Genomic DNA, 14,984 nt, shown 5'->3' with positions numbered 1-14,984 from the left:
CGTACGGGCGGCTCAGCGCCCGGGTTCCGCCGGGGGCCGCTGCGGCTCGGCGGGTTCGCGGACTTCGGGCTTGGGCGCGTTGCGTACGGCCTCCGCGCGCAGCAGGGCGCGCAGGACCGCGTACGGGTCGATGGGCATGGCTGTGTTCCTTGCGTCGTACCGACGGGCTGACCTGGGGGGCGGTCGGTCCGTCAGCAGCGCAGGACCACGGTGCGCAGGGCACGCAGGGTGTACGACGCCCGCGGTGTCGCGGCGAGAGGGCGGCGCGCGGGAGCGCCGGGCGCCGGGACGGGACGTAGCGGTGCGGTGGGGCGGTCGACCGCAAGGGAGGTGGGCCGCAGGGCCGGCGCGGTCGTGTCGAGGGCGTCGTACTCGACGGTCGTCTCGACGGAGGACACGACGGGTGTCGCGCTCGCGTCGACGTGCGCGCCCGGCACCAGCAGGGCGAGCAGCAGCACGAGCGCCCGCAGCCAGGCACGGCTGCGGGGGAGGCTTCGTGCGGGGGTCACAGGGGTCAATCTGCCCTGCGGCCCTACGGCGTTCATCGCGTCCGGAGCGAGATACGCCCACATGGAGCAGGGGTGCCCGTCACAGCGCGCTCGGCACCTGCCGGGCCCGGCTCCGCATCCGGATCCCCGTGATGATCTCGACGACGCCGACCGCGACCAGCCAGATGCCGCCGACCAGGGTGAGCACGGCGACCGAGCGGAAGGGCGAGTCGATCAGCACGATGCCGGCGACGAACGTGACGATCCCGAGGAAGATCTGCCAGCCGCGGGCGGGCATGGTCTGGTCGTGGAGGGCGGCCAGGGTCTGGGTGATGCCCCGGATCAGCCAGCCGATGCCGATCCACAGGGCGAGCAGCAGGATCGACTGCATCGGGCCGCGGAAGCAGAACAGGCCCAGCACGATCGAGAGCGAGCCGCTGATGAACGCCAGCACGCGCAGCGAGGTCGCCTTGTGGGTGCCGAAGGCGGAGACCAGCTGGAAGACGCCGCTGATCAGCAGGTAGACGCCGAAGAGGATGCCGGCCGCGAAGAGGGACGCGCCCGGCCACACCAGGACCAGGACACCCAGGACCAGCGAGGCGACGCCGGTGAGCAGGACGACCTGCCAGGCGGCCTTGGACAGGGTGTACAGCGGACCTTCGAGATCCGGTTCCCGGTCCCGCTCGTGGTGCGGGGGCCGCGGTGCGTGGGCGCGGCGGTCGTCGAACTCCGGGCCCCAGGGGGAGCCGCTCGGTGCCTCGGTCATGGTCCATGCTCTGACCGGGGGCGAGCGCCCCGCCACCGGGGCGGGCCACCCGGCTGACGCGGCTATTTCCCTCCGGCGGCCTTCGCCGCCTTGGCCGCGGCCTTCATCTCCTGCTTGTGGGCGCGGACCTTGGTGAGCGACTCGGGCCCGGTGATGTCGGCGACGGACCGGAAGGACTTCGGCTCCCCGTAGGCACCGGCGGCCTCCCGCCAGCCCTTCGGTGTCACACCGAGCTGCTTGCCGAGCAGGGCCAGGAAGATCTGCGCCTTCTGCTTCCCGAACCCCGGCAGCTCCTCCAGCCGTTTCAGCAGCTCGGCACCGGTGCCGACGCCCTCCCAGACGCCGCTCGCGTCCCCGTCGTAGTGCTCGACGAGGTACTGGCAGAGCTGCTGGATCCGCTTGGCCATGGACCCCGGATACCGGTGCACGGCCGGCTTCTCGGAGAGCAGCGCGGCGAACTCCTCGGGATCACGTGCGGCGATCTCGTGCGCGTCCAGATGCTCGGCCCCGAGCCGGTCCGCGATCGTCCGCGGCCCCTTGAACGCCCACTCCATCGGCACCTGCTGGTCGAGCAGCATCCCGACCAGCGCGGCGAGCGGTGAGCGGCCGAGGAGTTCGTCGGCCTCGGGGTCCTGGGCGAGGTGAAGGGTGACGTCCATGCTTCGCATCATGCCGGGTGGGGGGCTGGTTGCGCTTGTCCTGGTACGTCAGTCGGAGGGGCTGATCGACATCCCCGGTGTGTTCCTCCCGGAAAAGCGCGCTCAACTGGCGTTCCCTCCCCGGGAGATGGCCTTTCCACCGCCCTCCCGTAGCCTTCCGGCGTGATGACCCCGGAAGACCTCGTCGCGCACTATGCCCTGGAGCCGATACCCCGCGAGGGCGGCCTGTTCCGTCAGACGTGGGCGGGCCCGGAGCGGACCGACGGCCGCCCAGAGGGCACGGCGATCGTCGCCCTCCTCACCGCGCCGGACTTCTCCGCCCTGCACCGCCTGCCCACCGACGAGGTCTGGCACTTCTACCTCGGCGACCCGCTGGAACTGCTGCTCCTCGCCCCCGACGGCACCGTGAGCACGGCGGTCCTCGGCCCGGACCTACGGCACGGCCAGCACCTCCAGTTCACCGTGCCCGCCGGTACCTGGATGGGGGCGGGGGTGGTCGGCGCGTGGACGTTCTTCGGGTGCACGATGGCACCTGGGTTCACCTTCGAGGGCTACGAGCACGGCGACGCGGCCGAGTTGACCGCCCGCTACCCGTCCGAGACCGCCCGCATAACCGCCCTGTGCCGCCCGTGACCGGCCCTCATGGTGAGTGAAGGGAGCGGTTCGTCCGTACATAACCGGAGGCCTGCAAGTCCGAAGACGGAGATATGACGTGCGCCGACGACGGAACGAAGGACAGCGTTGTGGACGCGACGGAGGGAGTGGAAGGCGGCGAGGAGTTCAAGAGCTGGTGCTGTTGGGCTCCCTGCTGGTCCTGCTCCTCCTCGGCACCGCGGGCACCGCGTCCGCGCACGCCGCCCTCGAAACCACCGACCCCGCCGACGGAAGCGTCCTCAAGTCCGCCCCGCGCGACGTCACCCTCACCTTCTCCGAGTCCGTCACCCTGCTCGACGACTCCTTCCGCGTCTACGACCCCGACAACCGGCGGGTGAAGACGAGTTCCGCGCACCACGCGAAGGACGCGAGCGACACGGCGAGCGTGACTCTCCCGGCCAAGCTCGGTACCGGCACCTTCACGGTCGCCTGGCGCGTGGTCTCGGCCGACAGCCACCCCGTCTCGGGCGCCTTCACCTTCTCCATCGGCAAGCCCTCGGCCACCACCACCCCGATCACCACCGACCCGAACGAGGACCCCCTCACGGGCAGCCTGTACGACATCGCCCGCTACTTCGCGTACATCGCCGCGGCCCTCCTCATCGGCACCGCCACCTTCGCGACCCTGTGCCGCCCACCGGACCCGTCGGTCCTCAACAAGCCGATCCTGACGGGTTGGTGGACCCTCCTGGCGTCCACGGTCGCCCTCCTGATCCTCCGGGCCCCCTACGAGGCCGGCACCGCCCTGACCACGGCCTTCGACCCGGCAGCCTTCCTCAGAACCCTGACGTCCCGCCCCGGCCTGGCCCTGGCCGCCCGCCTGCTGCTCCTCGCCGCGACAGCGGTCTTCCTGCTACGACTGCGGGGCCGCGAGCGGTTCGGCCGGGTGGCCCTGGGGACGGGCGCCGCACTGTCGGTCGGCCTGGCGCTGACCTGGGCGTCCGCGGAACACGCCTCCGCCGGGATCCAGGTGCCGGTGGCGATGACGTCGGCGGTGCTGCATCTGCTCGCGATGGCGGTGTGGCTCGGCGGCCTGACGGCCCTGCTGACCGTCCTCTACCGCTCGCCGGACCTGGACGCGGCCCCGGTCGCCCGCTTCTCCCGCCTGGCCTTCGCCTCGGTGACCGTGCTGGTCGTCACCGGCGTCTACCAGTCCTGGCGCGGCCTCGGCTCCTGGAACGCCCTGACCGGCACGTCGTACGGCCGCATCCTGCTCGTGAAACTCGGCGCGGTGGTGCTGCTGCTGGTGGTGGCGGCCTGGTCGCGGCAGTGGACGGCCCGGTTGACGGAGGCGGAAGTACGCCTACAGATACCGGAGTTGGTACGGACAGGAGCGGAAGCGGACACCAAGTCCGCAGACCCAACAGCCACAGCCGGGGCCACCACGGCTCCCGGTGACGGCTCCCAGGACCGGTACCGGCGTGGCCTGCGCCGCTCGGTGCTGTGCGAAGTCGCCGTCGGCGTCACGGTGTTGGTGATCACCACTCTGCTGACCAACACCCTCCCGGGCCGGGCGGCGGCGGAAGCACAGCAGACGGCGACCCCGGCCGGCGTACCGGCGGCCTCCGTCACCATGGTCCCCTTCCGCGTCGGCAACGCGGGCGGCAAGGTACAGATCACCCTCGACCCCGGCCGCGTCGGCCAGAACTCGGTCGAAGCGGTCGTCTACGGCCCCGACGGCGGCTTCGCCACCGTCCCCGAACTCCGCCTCTCCTTCACCCTCCCGACCCAGAAGATCGGCCCCCTCGACGCCAACATCAAGGACGAGGGCGGCTATTGGGGAACCAACACCCTCAACCTCCCCATCGCCGGGACCTGGACGATGAAGGTCACGATCAGGACGACGGACGTGGACCAGGTGAGCGTGGAGCGGCGGGTGCGGATCGTGCGTTAGGCGGGGGCCTGACCCCTACCGCTGTCCCCGGATGCGCTGCGCGACCTCGCTGTTCTCGGTCTCCCACCAGGGGCGGACGAGTTCCGGGCCCTCGGTCGCCGTAGCCGTAGCGGTTGATGTGGTGGCCGTAGGTGTCGCCCGGACCAGTTCCGTGTCCAGGCGGCGGTCCAGTGCGACCGTCTCGGCGCGTTCGGTGCGGGCCCACTGGGCGAGGATCGCGAGGAGGAAGGGGAGGGCGACCAGTTCGGCGATGCCGACCATCGCGCCGCCGCCGAGTTGCTGGTCGTGCTGGACGTCGGGGGCCCAGGAGGGGGCGTGGTGCAGGTACCAGGCTCCGGCGATCAGGGTGCCGTGGGTCATCACCACGATGCCCGGTACCGCGTCGATGATCCCGTCGACGAACACCAGTGCCGCCCGCACCGGGTGGGTGCACCAGGCGGGCAGCGCCTCCTCTCGGGTGAGCACCGGGAGGACGAACAGGCTCCCGGCGAGCAGCAGTTGGAGGTACATGAGCTGGTGCAGCCAGGTGTGGGCCAGGGCCGTCTCGAAGTACGGCGTGAAGTAGATCGTCAGTTCGGTGGTGAGGACCAGGGCCGTGCTGACCAGTGGGAAGGTGAACAGGCGGACCAGTCGGCCGGTCAGCGTGCGCTGCGCTCGGGCGGCGGCGCGTTCGGGCAGGGCGCGCAGGGCCAGCCGTAGCGGATCGCCGAGGGCCAGGCCGAGCGGGGCGATCAGGTCCAGGAGGACGTTCTGGACGGCGGCCGGCCAGAACAGCACTCGGTCGTAGACGGCCAGCGCGGACATCGTGGCGACCACGAGCGTGCCGAGGCCGAACAGCGCGAACGCGGCGGTCCGCGCCACCGGCCAGGCCTCGCCCCGGCGCCGCAGCCGCAGGACACCCCAGCCGTAAAGACCGCCGAGGAGTACGACGAGCAGCAGCGCGGGGACGTCCGCCTGCCAGGAGGAGAACAGCCGTCCCACGGTGAGCTGCGGCGGGTTCTCCATCGCTTTCTACCTCCACGGCCTGCCGGATTCGCCGGATCTGCCGCAGCACTCTATGCCGCCGGGCACGGGGGCGAGGACCCGCCCCCGTGCCCGGTCGCCCACTGCATGGAGGACTACATCGACTGGCGCATGATCCAGTCCCGGATGCCCGGGATCGTGTACGCGACCTGCCAGGTGGCCATGTGCGCGCTGGTCGTCGAGCCGGTCGGTACGACGGTGCCGGTCTCGAAGGCGGCGAAGTTCACCGGGGTCCGCTGGGCCTTCATGCTGCGCACGTCGGCGGCGAACTCGGCGGCCGTGGACTGCCCGTCCCACAGCGCGGTGCTGACCGCGGTGCCCTGCTCCTGGATGACCTCGGTGATGGCCTGCTCACCGGGATAGGCCTTGGTGTCGTCGGCGGAGACCAGGATCCACAGGTCCTTCTTCGCCAACGGCGCGGCCTGGGCCTCCGGCCACTGCCCGGCGACGATGAACGCCGCCGCGAACAGGTCGGGGTACTTGATGTTCAGGCCGAGGGACATCATCGCGCCCATCGACTGCCCGGTCGTATAGCGGCGCTTACGGTCGATGCTGTACTGCTGCGTGACCGACTCGACGAGGTTGGCGGTGGCGTCGAACAGCGTCGACGGCAGATAGTCGTCGTCGATCACGACGGACCCGTACTCGGGTGCGAGCACGAACGCCTCGTGCCGGGCCTGGTCCTCCGGGCTCGCCCAGCACACCGCGCCCAGGCCCTGCACCAGCGGGCCCTCGGTGGCGACGTTGACCACGCTCGCGTCGTGCATGAACAGCACCAGCGGGTAGCTCTTGCGCGGGTTGTAGTGCTTGGGGACGAACAGGTTGTACTTCAGGGTCTGGCCGGTCGCCGGGTCGTCGAAGGTGAACTGCTGGAAGTCGTCGACGATCAGGTTCTTCACCGTGTCGGTGGTCAGCGCGGTGGTGCTCGCGGCGTACTGCGTGCCGCGGACCGTGGTGACGGTGCCGGCCTGGGTGAGCGTGGCCTTCGCCGCGACGATGGTTCCGCCGGGGGTGGTGTCGCCGACCTTCGGGCCGCCCGCCCCGACCCCGCCGCCGGAGTCGCCCGACCCGTCCGTGGGCGGGGTGCCGGAACCCTGCTGGGTCACCCACAGCGCCGCCGCGGTGTCGTCCGGCGACAGCTCGACGATGACGTAGCGCCCGACCCTCGCCCGCTCCGCGAGGTCGGCGGTGCGGTTCGTGTAGACCTTGGTCACGGTGCGGTCGGTGACGGTGAACGTCGACGTCGACAGCGAAGCGCCGTCGATGTCTCTGTCGTATTCGACCGCTACGGCGACGAGCTTCTGTCCGGCTCCGAAGACCTGGGTGATGGCGGTGAGGCTCTTCACGTGATCCCCGCCCGCGCTCGTCCCGCCCGTCCCGCTCGCTTCGTCCGCCGAGCTGGGGGTCGCGCTGCCGAACACGGCCAGCGCCCCCGCCGTCGCGGTCGCGGTACCGGCCATGAACCTACGCCTGTCCATGAAGGTGAGCTCCTTCGATCGAGGTTGTCAGGGCTGCCGAACGCCACTGTCCCGCCTCAATCTGTGCGGCGATACGAGAAAGGGAACTTATTTTCACAGGATACGCAGAGGTTTCCTGGTGGCGCGGATGAATTCGCGTCGTGCAAGCTTAGTTAACGCGGGATATCGCGCCGTAATTGTTGACTCGCATTCCCCCGCCTTATTGGTGGCGGAAATTCGACGACGGAAACAAGTCACAATTGGAGCGCATTCGGAGCGAATTCAGGGGGACCGTTGACGGCCGGTGCCGGCTGTGCTGGCCGGCTGGCGGTGGTGAGCCGGTACCAGAGCGTTGACTCTCCGGCCGAGAACGCTGGACACCAGGTCCGCAGGCCCTGCAAGCTGCACCGACACAGAGAACGGGGTGGCAGTGATGGGGCGTTCGCGGAGTGGGACTTCGTCGCCGGTCGAGATGCGTTACCGCCTGACCTTGTGGCAACAGACAACGCCATTTCTGCCCGCGGTCATTATGACAACGGCCGTCTCCATCCCGTCCGCGCCCGACGTACCCGACGTACCACCCCCGGGCGGACTGACCGGCCTGGTGACGTTCTGGATCGTCCTGCTGGCGCTGGGGCCCGCGCTCTCCTTCCGCTTCGGCATCACCCTGACCCCGACGGCGGCCGTGGTCCACAACCTGCGCCGCAGGACGATCCCCTGGTCCGGCATCCAGGGCGTCCAGATCGAATCCGTCCTGGGCACCAGATCGGTCGTCCTCTACGAGGCGGGTGGCCGGCGCACCGTTCTACGGGCACCTCAGACCGCATTCCTCTCCTGGGACCGCCATTTCGAGGAGAAGTTCCACGTCGTAGGAGAGTGGTGGCTCTCCCACCGCGGCCCCGACTGGACCCCGGTCCCACCTCCGCGGACCTGGTGGAACACGCCGTCCGCATAGCTTGCCGAGGACAGGACCCCGGCGGGTCCTACTCCGCCTTGACCCCAAGCGCGCTTGAGTTTCTAGCCTTCCCTGTGGTTGATCATTTGACGACGGGAGAACGCGCTCGTGATCCTCGTGACCGGAGCCACCGGGAACATAGGAAGTGCACTGCTGAAGGAACTGCGCGAATGCGGTGCCGGACCGCTGAGAGGGTTCACCCGTGACGCCGGGCGGGCCGTGTTCCCCGAGGGTGTCGAAGCCGTTGAGGGCGACTTCGCGGAGCCGGAGTCCTTGAAGTCCGCGATGGACGGGGTGCGTTCGCTGTTCCTCGTGTCGCGGCTGGGCCCGGATGCCGACGTCCTCGAGGCCGCGCGGCGGGCGGGTGTGGAGCATGTGGTGCTGGTGTCGTCCATCACGGTCCAGACCCATCCGCACCTCGGCCCCGCCGCGGAGAACCTGGCGGTCGAGCGGCTGCTGAAGGACGGCGGCATGGCCTGGACGATCCTGCGGCCGACCCAGTTCGCCTCGAACACCCTGATGTGGGCGGGGCCGATCCGTGACCGAGGGACGGTCCGCGCGCCGTACGCGGACACCGCGCTCCCCACGATCCACCCCGCGGACATCGCGTCGGTGGCCCGGGCGGCGCTGACCGAGCCCGGCCACCAGGGGCGGACGTATGCCCTGACCGGCCCGGAGCCGGTGACGCCCCGGCAGCAGGCCGAGGCCATCGCGGCGGTGCTGGGGCGGGAGGTGCCCTTCGCCGAGATCGGCCGGCAGGAGGCCCACGCCCTGATGGCCGCGGTCTTCGGGCCCGAAGCCGCGGACGCGGTCCTCGACATCACGGGTGGCGACGTCAACGACGAGCTCCTGAGGGTGCGCGACACGGTCGCGCGGATCACCGGTTCACCGGCCAGACCGTTCCGGCAGTGGGCGGCGGAGAATGCCGACGCCTTCCGCTGACAGATGACCCCCGGACCACTGCCCGAGCCGGGTCCGGGGTGCCGGTTCAGCCCAGAGACGCGCTCGCGGCGCGCAGTTCGTCCAAGGCCGTCAGGACGTATCCGGCGAGCTCGTCCTTGGCGTCGCGGTCGCCCTCGGTCCATTCGGCGAATCCCCGTTTGAAGGCGAGGACGCCCAGCTCGCTCGCCAGGGCCGCGGTCGGATCGGGTATGCCGCGGGCGGCGAGCGCGGATGTCATCGCGGCCGCCAGACTGACGGTCTTGAGGGCGTCACGCTCCTGGAGCTCGGTGCTGGCGGCGATGGCCGCCTTCAGCCGAGGGGCGAACGCGCGGTTCTCGGGGCCCATCATGGCGGAGGCGCGCACGAGACCGGCGGCGACCGTCTCCAGCGGGGTGGCGTCACCCGGCGCCTCGGCGATTCCCTCGGCCAGCAGCTGGCTCAGCTCCTCCTGCCCGGCGACCAACAGCTCGCGCTTGTCGGGGAAGTGCCGGAAGAAGGTGCTTTTGGTGACGCCGGCGCGCTCGGCGATCTGCGCGACCGTCGTGGCGTCGTACCCCTGCTCGGTGAACAGGTCGACGGCAGCCATGACAAGACGTCCGCGCGCACCCGGTTCCCATCGACCCATGGACCCATTCTATGTGATGGGACTCTTGTCCCATCGCTCTGCTACGGTGATGGGACAAGAGTCCCATCACTTGTGAGGGAGTTTCCATGCGCGTCTTCGTCACCGGCGGCACCGGCCTGGTCGGGTCCGCCGTCGTCGCCGAACTCATCGGCAACGGCCACACAGTCCTCGCCCTCACGCGCTCGGACGCGTCCGAGCGGGCCGCCGAGGCCGCCGGCGCCGAGCCGTTGCGGGGGTCCCTCGCCGATCCGGACGTCCTGCGCGCCGGCGCCGCCCGGGCCGACGGGGTCATCCACCTGGCGTTCGGCAATGACTTCAGCAGCCCCGAGGCCCTCGCGGCGAACGTCGCCGAGGAGACGGCCGCGCTCACGGCCCTCGGCGAGGAACTCGTCGGCAGCGACCGCCCCTTCGTCATCGTCTCGGGCACGCCCTGGGTGACGGGCCGTATCTCCACCGAGGCCGACCCGCTGCCGACCGACGGGCCGGTCGGCGGTCGCGGTCGCACCGTCACGGCGGTCCTGGGCCTGGCCTCGCGAGGGGTCCGCAGCTCGTCCGTACGCCTGCCGCGCACGGTTCACAACGAGGGCGCGGGCGGATTCGCCGGTGTGCTGACCGGCATCGCACGCCGGACCGGGGTGTCCGGCTACGCGGGCGACGGCGAACAGCGATGGCCGGCCGTGCACGCCCTCGACGCGGCCGTCCTCTTCCGCCTCGCCCTGGAGAAGGCGGAAGCCGGCACGGCCTGGCACGCCGTGGCCGACGAAGGAGACAGGGTGCGGGACATCGCCGAGGTCATCGGCCGACGGCTGGGCCTCCCGGTCGAGTCGGTCCCCCCGGACACCTACGGCCCCCTCGGCCCGATCTTCGCGGCCGACCAGCCCTCGTCCAGCACCCACACCCGCCAGACCCTCGGCTGGGAGCCGAAACACCCCAGCCTCCTGGAGGACCTGGAGAACATCCAGCCCTGAAACGAGGAGTGAGAATACGTCGAAGGGCCCCACCGTTCGCGGTGGGGCCCTTCGACATCGTGCCCGGTGAGGCACTGGCGGAGGATACGAGATCCCAGTGGTGGCCGCGTTGTTCCTGCTCAGCGACGGCCAGAGGCAGTGTCAGCGCCGCCACGGCACCGAGCTCTTGCGCGGGGATCAGTCATCGTTCTCGCCGTTCAGGTGTCGCATCGCGTAAAGGCGCTCCTCCGGGTGCCGTGCCAGCCGTGCCATCACCCAGGCGGTGCGGGTGTCCATGCCCGGCCCGAATTCGGCCGCCAGTCGGCGGGCCTGCCATGTCGTCCGAGGGGCGAGTACCCAGCGCCAGATCTGGAGCCGTATCTGGCCGTCGCCGACCTCTGCCCTTCGTGCCGGTGTGGGTCCGTTCTGCGGGGAGGGGTCAGGTCCGCCAGGTGCGTGCGGTGTCGAGTCGGCCACTTGGCGAGTGTTGTGGCGGGGCGGGTCTCTACGACGTCGATCAGCACGGTGACCACCGGAAAGAGCGGCGGACGTCGTTGGCGTTGACGTGTGAGGTGGTCGCTCCGGCACCGGCACCGGGCCGGCGGCCCCGCCAGGCGATCGGGATCAGGACATGGCCGACTCGCGCCCTTCTCACGCTGCCTCGGTCGACTCACACTGCGGTACACGGACCTGTGGGGGAGGGCTTCGACGGTGACTGCGCGTGGACGGAGCGGGGCTGCTCGCAGACGGCGAGCGGCGCGGCTGAAGTCGGTAGCGGTCGGCGGTGCTCTGGTGCTGGTCCTGCTCGTGGCGTTCTGGTCGGTCGTGTGGCCGTACGTCATGGGGGCAGTGCTTCTCGGCGGCGTCGCAGTGGCGGGATGGTGGCTGTGGCGCACGGATCGGCTCGTGCGCGGGCGGGATCGTCTGTGGCGGCAGGAAGAGGCGGTGAAGGCCGGCCACCGGACCCTGGCCGAGGTCGACACGATGACGGGCACCGAGTTCGAGGATCTGGTGGCAAGCCTCTGCCGACGGGACGGATGCACAGACGTCCGGCGCGTAGGCGGCGCCAACGACAACGGCGCCGATGTCGTCGGTCGTCTCCCGGACGGCCGGAGTCTGGTGATCCAGTGCAAGCGCTATACGCCGACCAGCACGATCGCGAGCCGCGAACTGCGCGATCTGCTGGGCGCGAAGGTGCACTTCGGGGCCGACCTGGCTGTGTTCGTGACGACCACGCGGTTCAGCCGGCCTTCCGAGAAGTTCGCGCTGCAGCACGGGATCCTCGCCGTGCACCGTGATCATTTCGGGCTGTGGAACAACGGGGTCGCGCTGCTGTCCCTGAGCGAGGTGAACGGCCGTGGACAGGGTGACTCTCTGCACCGGGCGCGCTGGAAGCGGGTGTACGGGGAGTGACCGGCCCCGTAAGAGGGCGAAGCCGGATCGCTCTCCTCGGGATGCGGACGTCGGCGATGCCGGCGAGAAGCCCGGCCGGGTCGGAGGGGCCGGTGAGCAGTTCGTCGGAGGGGTTCGCGTGACAGCCGTACCGGCAGGACGGCGGTCACGCTTCAGAGTCAAGATCAGAGGCTCGTCAGCGTCCCCGGTAGGTCGAACGTCTGGGACGTCCCCTTGTCCAGGTCCACCACGGCCGCGGTGTTGTCCGAGACCATCACCCAGCCATCCCGCGTGTGCCGCAGCAGGTACGAGTTGTCCATGCCCTTGACCGCCACGTGCCGCAGTTCACGCCCGCTCGTCCGGTCCAGTTCGACGAGATCGCTGTCCTGCCCGCGGTTCACCGCGACCACGACAGTGCTCTTCGACGCCTGCACGGCATCGACCCGTCCGCCGTCCACGCTCACCACTGTTGTCTCGTTCGCCTGACCGAGGGTCACTTTCATGGTGCTTCCCCGGCTGTTCCCGGCAGGGGTACCGACCAGGACCGGGGTGCCTGCCTGGCACGCCAGTTGCTGCACCTGCACACCGCCCGACCCTCCGGCCTGCCTGGTCCTGCCTGTGGTGAGGTCGAGCACCCTCACCTTCGTGTCGGATCCTTGTCCGGTGGCCAGACACACCGTGTCGCTGGACGGATCGGAAGCCGCCAGCGTGACCGATCCCGGAACCCGCACGTCCCGGACCTTCTTCCACGTCCGTGCATCGCGTACCAGCACACTGGTGGATCCGGAGGAGCCGCGAACGGCCGCGACCAGGCTCTTGCCCGGCACGAGTTCACGCTGCCGCTCCGTGGTGTCGTCGGTCCTCTCGGCCAGGGCGTGCCGACCGGTGTCCAGTGTGAAGAGCCGGTCCGGGCGCTCTCCCTTGCGGGGCGTCGACAGCCACCACGTCCCGTCCGCCGACCGCACGAGCTGAGGAGCCCGTACGTCGTCGTCGCCGACCTTCCGGGGCACCACGGCCAGCGCCTGCGCGTGGTGGGCCTCGGGATCGATGCCGACCAGCACAGTCTGTCCGGACACGCTCGCCGTCACGAAGGTCTGCGAACCCTTCCAGTCCGTCCCCAACTTCACATCGTCGGTACCGGAACAGCCGGAACAGGAGGCGAACAGGGCAGCGGACACCGCGAGGGCGGCGTACGGCATCTTGCGCCGCATCACAGGGATCACCAGTCCTTCATGGCTTCGGTGGGGGACATACGCGCGGCTCGATGTGCCGGGAGCACGGCGCCGGCGGCCACGACGACAACTGTGGCGAGGGACAGGGAGATCAGCGTCGGCGTCCCCGGCAGCGGCACCGCGTCGTGCACATACGGGGCGATGTCGCCGATACGCCGAAGACCGGCGGCCGCCGCACTGGAGGCGCCCACTGCGAGCACCACACCGGCCACGGCCGCGACCGCCCCGGCGATCGCCATCTCCGCGACGAGCATCCCCATCACCGAGCGGCCACGGAAACCGACCGCCTTGAGGATGCCCACCTCCTGGGCCCGCTGCCGCCCCAGCGCACCCGTCACCGTGACCGCTCCGGCGAAGGCGAGCACGCCCAGGACGCCGAGCAGTACATTCCCGGTCAGCCTGACCAACTGCAGCACTCCGGGAAGCGCCTGAAGCTGCTGCTGCAGGGTGACAGCCGGGTAGTTCATCCGCTGTACGGCCTTGAGCACGCGTGGTACTTGAGAGGCACTGTCGGCCACCACCGTCAGCTGGTCCCAGCCCGAGGTGCGCAGATAGTCGTCGGTCGTCCGGCCGGCCGCGGCAGCCGCCCACTTCACCACGGTGGCGTCGTCCGCATACGCGACGTCCGGGCCGTCGAACTGCCAGCTCGGGTCGTACAGGCCGACCACCTTCACCCGGTCACTGACTGTGTCCCCCACGCCGGGCCGCACGTATCGGTGTGCGTCCACGGTCACCGTCCTGCCCACGGTCGAGGACAGGTCCACCCCGTGAGTGGAGGCGGGGAAGACCACCTCTCCACGGTGCAGCGGGAACAACCGCTTGCGTACGGACTTGACCACGGGGGGCGCCAGCGCCTCGCGGTAGGTCGTCGCGTACAGCAGATCGGCCCCTTCGGGGTTGTCCCGTACTGGCATGGACACCTGGAGCCTGTGCTGGACCGATTCCACGTGAGCGATCTTCGCCAGGCGCTTCTCCGTCGCCTGCGTCAGCTGAGCCGTATCAGGACGATCGTCCGGCGAGTCGACCGTGACCGACCGGTTCGCCGTCGACTCCCCGACCTGGCTGGTCGTCGTCCCCTGTGCGCTGGAGGCGATCCCGATCGCGCTCAGGCACACCGCGCCGGCGACCGCGACCATCGCCACCAGCCCCAACAGCCGCTTGCGCAGCGCCTTCACGTTCCACCACGCCACCTGGAACAGGTTCACAGCTCACCCTCCCGCGCATCCCGGGTGTGCGCCCAGGAGCGGCCGTCGGTCTTGTCCTGTGCCGAAAGAACCGCATCCCGGCCCAGCCGGTGAACAACGTCGGCGGCATCCGCGACCGCCTGGTCGTGCGTGACGACCAGCACCCCTCGCCCGTCATCCGCCAACTCCCGGAACAGGTCCAGCAGCAGGGCCTCGCTCTCGGTGTCCAGGTTTCCGGTGGGTTCGTCGGCCAGCAGCAGCGGTGGATCGTTCACCAGCGCCCGGGCCAGCGCCACGCGCTGCTGTTCGCCCCCGGACAGTTCGCCGGGCCGGTGCTCGCACCGGTCTCCCAGCCCCACGCGCTCCAGCAGACCGCGCGCCCGGGCTTCTGCCTCCCGGCGCCCACCGGTGTACGGAAGCAGGACATTGCGCAGGGCGCTGTGCTGGGGCAGCAGGTTGTAGGACTGGAAGACGAACCCCAGCCGACGGCGCCGCAGGTCCGCGAGCGCGCCCTCCGACAGCCCGCGGGTGTCGCGGCCCTCCAGCTCCACCCGGCCGGTGTCGGGTTTCGTCAGTAGCCCGAGAATGTGCATGAGGGTGGATTTGCCCGATCCGGAATGTCCGACGAGTGCGGTGACACATCCTGGCGCGACAGCGAGGTCGATGTTCTTGAGGACGTCGACCGGCCGGCCGCGCAGCGCATAGGACTTGCCCACCCCACTCGCCGTCAACAGCGTGCTCACGGAGGCTCTGCTCACCTTCTGTA

General features: G+C 70.3%; 17 protein-coding genes. 6 read left to right on the top strand and 11 right to left on the bottom strand.

Annotation, left to right across the window (positions count from 1 at the left end):
* Window positions 1-12 precede the first annotated feature (12 nt).
* The 4 genes from AB0M63_RS10710 to AB0M63_RS10695 all read right to left on the bottom strand — a co-directional run bounded on the left by AB0M63_RS10710 (window position 13) and on the right by AB0M63_RS10695 (window position 1,913).
* Window positions 13-138 (bottom strand): hypothetical protein, encoded by a 126-nt coding sequence (locus AB0M63_RS10710; protein ID WP_355910615.1) that lies wholly within the window; start codon window positions 136-138, stop codon window positions 13-15.
* A 53-nt stretch (window positions 139-191) separates the two neighbouring features.
* Complete coding sequence (locus AB0M63_RS10705) at window positions 192-509, bottom strand: hypothetical protein (RefSeq protein WP_366019138.1); 318 nt, start codon at window positions 507-509, stop codon at window positions 192-194.
* Window positions 510-588: 79 nt separating this feature from the next.
* Entirely contained in the window at window positions 589-1,254 is a 666-nt protein-coding gene (locus AB0M63_RS10700) for an HdeD family acid-resistance protein (protein WP_355910620.1), read from the bottom strand.
* A 62-nt stretch (window positions 1,255-1,316) separates the two neighbouring features.
* Window positions 1,317-1,913, bottom strand: coding sequence for an HhH-GPD-type base excision DNA repair protein (locus AB0M63_RS10695; protein ID WP_366019137.1), 597 nt, complete (start codon window positions 1,911-1,913; stop codon window positions 1,317-1,319).
* 165 nt (window positions 1,914-2,078) lie between these two features.
* Here AB0M63_RS10695 and AB0M63_RS10690 point away from each other — a divergent pair, with 165 nt between their 5' ends.
* Both AB0M63_RS10690 and AB0M63_RS10685 read left to right on the top strand, forming a co-directional pair.
* Entirely contained in the window at window positions 2,079-2,546 is a 468-nt protein-coding gene (locus tag AB0M63_RS10690) for a cupin domain-containing protein (protein ID WP_366019472.1), read from the top strand.
* A gap of 157 nt (window positions 2,547-2,703) precedes the next feature.
* Window positions 2,704-4,461: a copper resistance protein CopC gene (locus tag AB0M63_RS10685; protein ID WP_366019136.1), complete on the top strand. Its 1,758-nt coding sequence runs from the start codon at window positions 2,704-2,706 to the stop codon at window positions 4,459-4,461.
* Between the two features lie 15 nt (window positions 4,462-4,476).
* Here AB0M63_RS10685 and AB0M63_RS10680 read toward each other — a convergent pair whose 3' ends face one another.
* Both AB0M63_RS10680 and AB0M63_RS10675 read right to left on the bottom strand, forming a co-directional pair.
* Entirely contained in the window at window positions 4,477-5,466 is a 990-nt protein-coding gene (locus tag AB0M63_RS10680; protein ID WP_366019135.1) for a cytochrome c oxidase assembly protein, read from the bottom strand.
* A 113-nt stretch (window positions 5,467-5,579) separates the two neighbouring features.
* Window positions 5,580-6,962: an alpha/beta hydrolase-fold protein gene (locus AB0M63_RS10675; protein WP_355910632.1), complete on the bottom strand. Its 1,383-nt coding sequence runs from the start codon at window positions 6,960-6,962 to the stop codon at window positions 5,580-5,582.
* Window positions 6,963-7,470: 508 nt separating this feature from the next.
* On the opposite strand from AB0M63_RS10675, the gene AB0M63_RS10670 reads away from it, so the two are divergent.
* On the top strand, window positions 7,471-7,896 hold the full coding sequence (locus tag AB0M63_RS10670; protein WP_355910635.1) for a hypothetical protein: 426 nt from the start codon (window positions 7,471-7,473) through the stop codon (window positions 7,894-7,896).
* Between the two features lie 108 nt (window positions 7,897-8,004).
* On the top strand, window positions 8,005-8,838 hold the full coding sequence (locus AB0M63_RS10665) for an NAD(P)H-binding protein (protein ID WP_366019134.1): 834 nt from the start codon (window positions 8,005-8,007) through the stop codon (window positions 8,836-8,838).
* A 46-nt stretch (window positions 8,839-8,884) separates the two neighbouring features.
* On the opposite strand, the gene AB0M63_RS10660 is transcribed toward AB0M63_RS10665, so the two are convergent.
* Entirely contained in the window at window positions 8,885-9,463 is a 579-nt protein-coding gene (locus AB0M63_RS10660; protein WP_355910641.1) for a helix-turn-helix domain-containing protein, read from the bottom strand.
* Between the two features lie 86 nt (window positions 9,464-9,549).
* On the opposite strand from AB0M63_RS10660, the gene AB0M63_RS10655 reads away from it, so the two are divergent.
* Window positions 9,550-10,431 carry an SDR family oxidoreductase gene (locus AB0M63_RS10655; RefSeq protein WP_366019133.1) on the top strand — a complete coding sequence of 294 codons (882 nt, stop codon included), beginning with the start codon at window positions 9,550-9,552 and terminating at the stop codon, window positions 10,429-10,431.
* A 177-nt stretch (window positions 10,432-10,608) separates the two neighbouring features.
* On the opposite strand, the gene AB0M63_RS10650 is transcribed toward AB0M63_RS10655, so the two are convergent.
* Window positions 10,609-10,887: a hypothetical protein gene (locus AB0M63_RS10650; RefSeq protein WP_366019132.1), complete on the bottom strand. Its 279-nt coding sequence runs from the start codon at window positions 10,885-10,887 to the stop codon at window positions 10,609-10,611.
* Window positions 10,888-11,121: 234 nt separating this feature from the next.
* On the opposite strand from AB0M63_RS10650, the gene AB0M63_RS10645 reads away from it, so the two are divergent.
* Complete coding sequence (locus tag AB0M63_RS10645; RefSeq protein WP_366019131.1) at window positions 11,122-11,823, top strand: restriction endonuclease; 702 nt, start codon at window positions 11,122-11,124, stop codon at window positions 11,821-11,823.
* Window positions 11,824-11,987: 164 nt separating this feature from the next.
* Here AB0M63_RS10645 and AB0M63_RS10640 read toward each other — a convergent pair whose 3' ends face one another.
* From AB0M63_RS10640 to AB0M63_RS10630, 3 genes are read right to left on the bottom strand one after another with little or no spacing between them, the layout of a single operon-like run.
* Window positions 11,988-13,025 (bottom strand): hypothetical protein, encoded by a 1,038-nt coding sequence (locus tag AB0M63_RS10640; RefSeq protein ID WP_366019130.1) that lies wholly within the window; start codon window positions 13,023-13,025, stop codon window positions 11,988-11,990.
* On the bottom strand, window positions 13,022-14,239 hold the full coding sequence (locus tag AB0M63_RS10635; RefSeq protein WP_355910655.1) for an ABC transporter permease: 1,218 nt from the start codon (window positions 14,237-14,239) through the stop codon (window positions 13,022-13,024). Before AB0M63_RS10635 ends, AB0M63_RS10640 begins: the two co-directional genes overlap by 4 nt.
* Window positions 14,236-14,961: an ABC transporter ATP-binding protein gene (locus AB0M63_RS10630; protein ID WP_366019129.1), complete on the bottom strand. Its 726-nt coding sequence runs from the start codon at window positions 14,959-14,961 to the stop codon at window positions 14,236-14,238. Before AB0M63_RS10630 ends, AB0M63_RS10635 begins: the two co-directional genes overlap by 4 nt.
* Window positions 14,962-14,984: the final 23 nt, after the last annotated feature.

The organism is Streptomyces sp. NPDC051576 (assembly GCF_040681835.1).
GTDB lineage: Bacteria > Actinomycetota > Actinomycetes > Streptomycetales > Streptomycetaceae > Streptomyces.
The sequence above is the reverse complement of the archived record's forward strand: the minus strand, read 5'-3'. Positions and strand labels throughout refer to the sequence as shown.

What these genes read in the sequence shown, in the direction of transcription:
- AB0M63_RS10710 (WP_355910615.1), bottom strand. Translation starts at nt 138, where the DNA reads ATGCCCATCGACCCGTACGCGGTCCTGCGCGCCCTGCTGCGCGCGGAG.
- AB0M63_RS10700 (WP_355910620.1), bottom strand. Translation starts at nt 1,254, where the DNA reads ATGACCGAGGCACCGAGCGGCTCCCCCTGGGGCCCGGAGTTCGACGAC.
- AB0M63_RS10695 (WP_366019137.1), bottom strand. Translation starts at nt 1,913, where the DNA reads ATGGACGTCACCCTTCACCTCGCCCAGGACCCCGAGGCCGACGAACTC.
- AB0M63_RS10690 (WP_366019472.1), top strand. Translation starts at nt 2,079, where the DNA reads ATGACCCCGGAAGACCTCGTCGCGCACTATGCCCTGGAGCCGATACCC.
- AB0M63_RS10680 (WP_366019135.1), bottom strand. Translation starts at nt 5,466, where the DNA reads ATGGAGAACCCGCCGCAGCTCACCGTGGGACGGCTGTTCTCCTCCTGG.
- AB0M63_RS10675 (WP_355910632.1), bottom strand. Translation starts at nt 6,962, where the DNA reads ATGGACAGGCGTAGGTTCATGGCCGGTACCGCGACCGCGACGGCGGGG.
- AB0M63_RS10670 (WP_355910635.1), top strand. Translation starts at nt 7,471, where the DNA reads ATGACAACGGCCGTCTCCATCCCGTCCGCGCCCGACGTACCCGACGTA.
- AB0M63_RS10660 (WP_355910641.1), bottom strand. Translation starts at nt 9,463, where the DNA reads ATGGGTCGATGGGAACCGGGTGCGCGCGGACGTCTTGTCATGGCTGCC.
- AB0M63_RS10655 (WP_366019133.1), top strand. Translation starts at nt 9,550, where the DNA reads ATGCGCGTCTTCGTCACCGGCGGCACCGGCCTGGTCGGGTCCGCCGTC.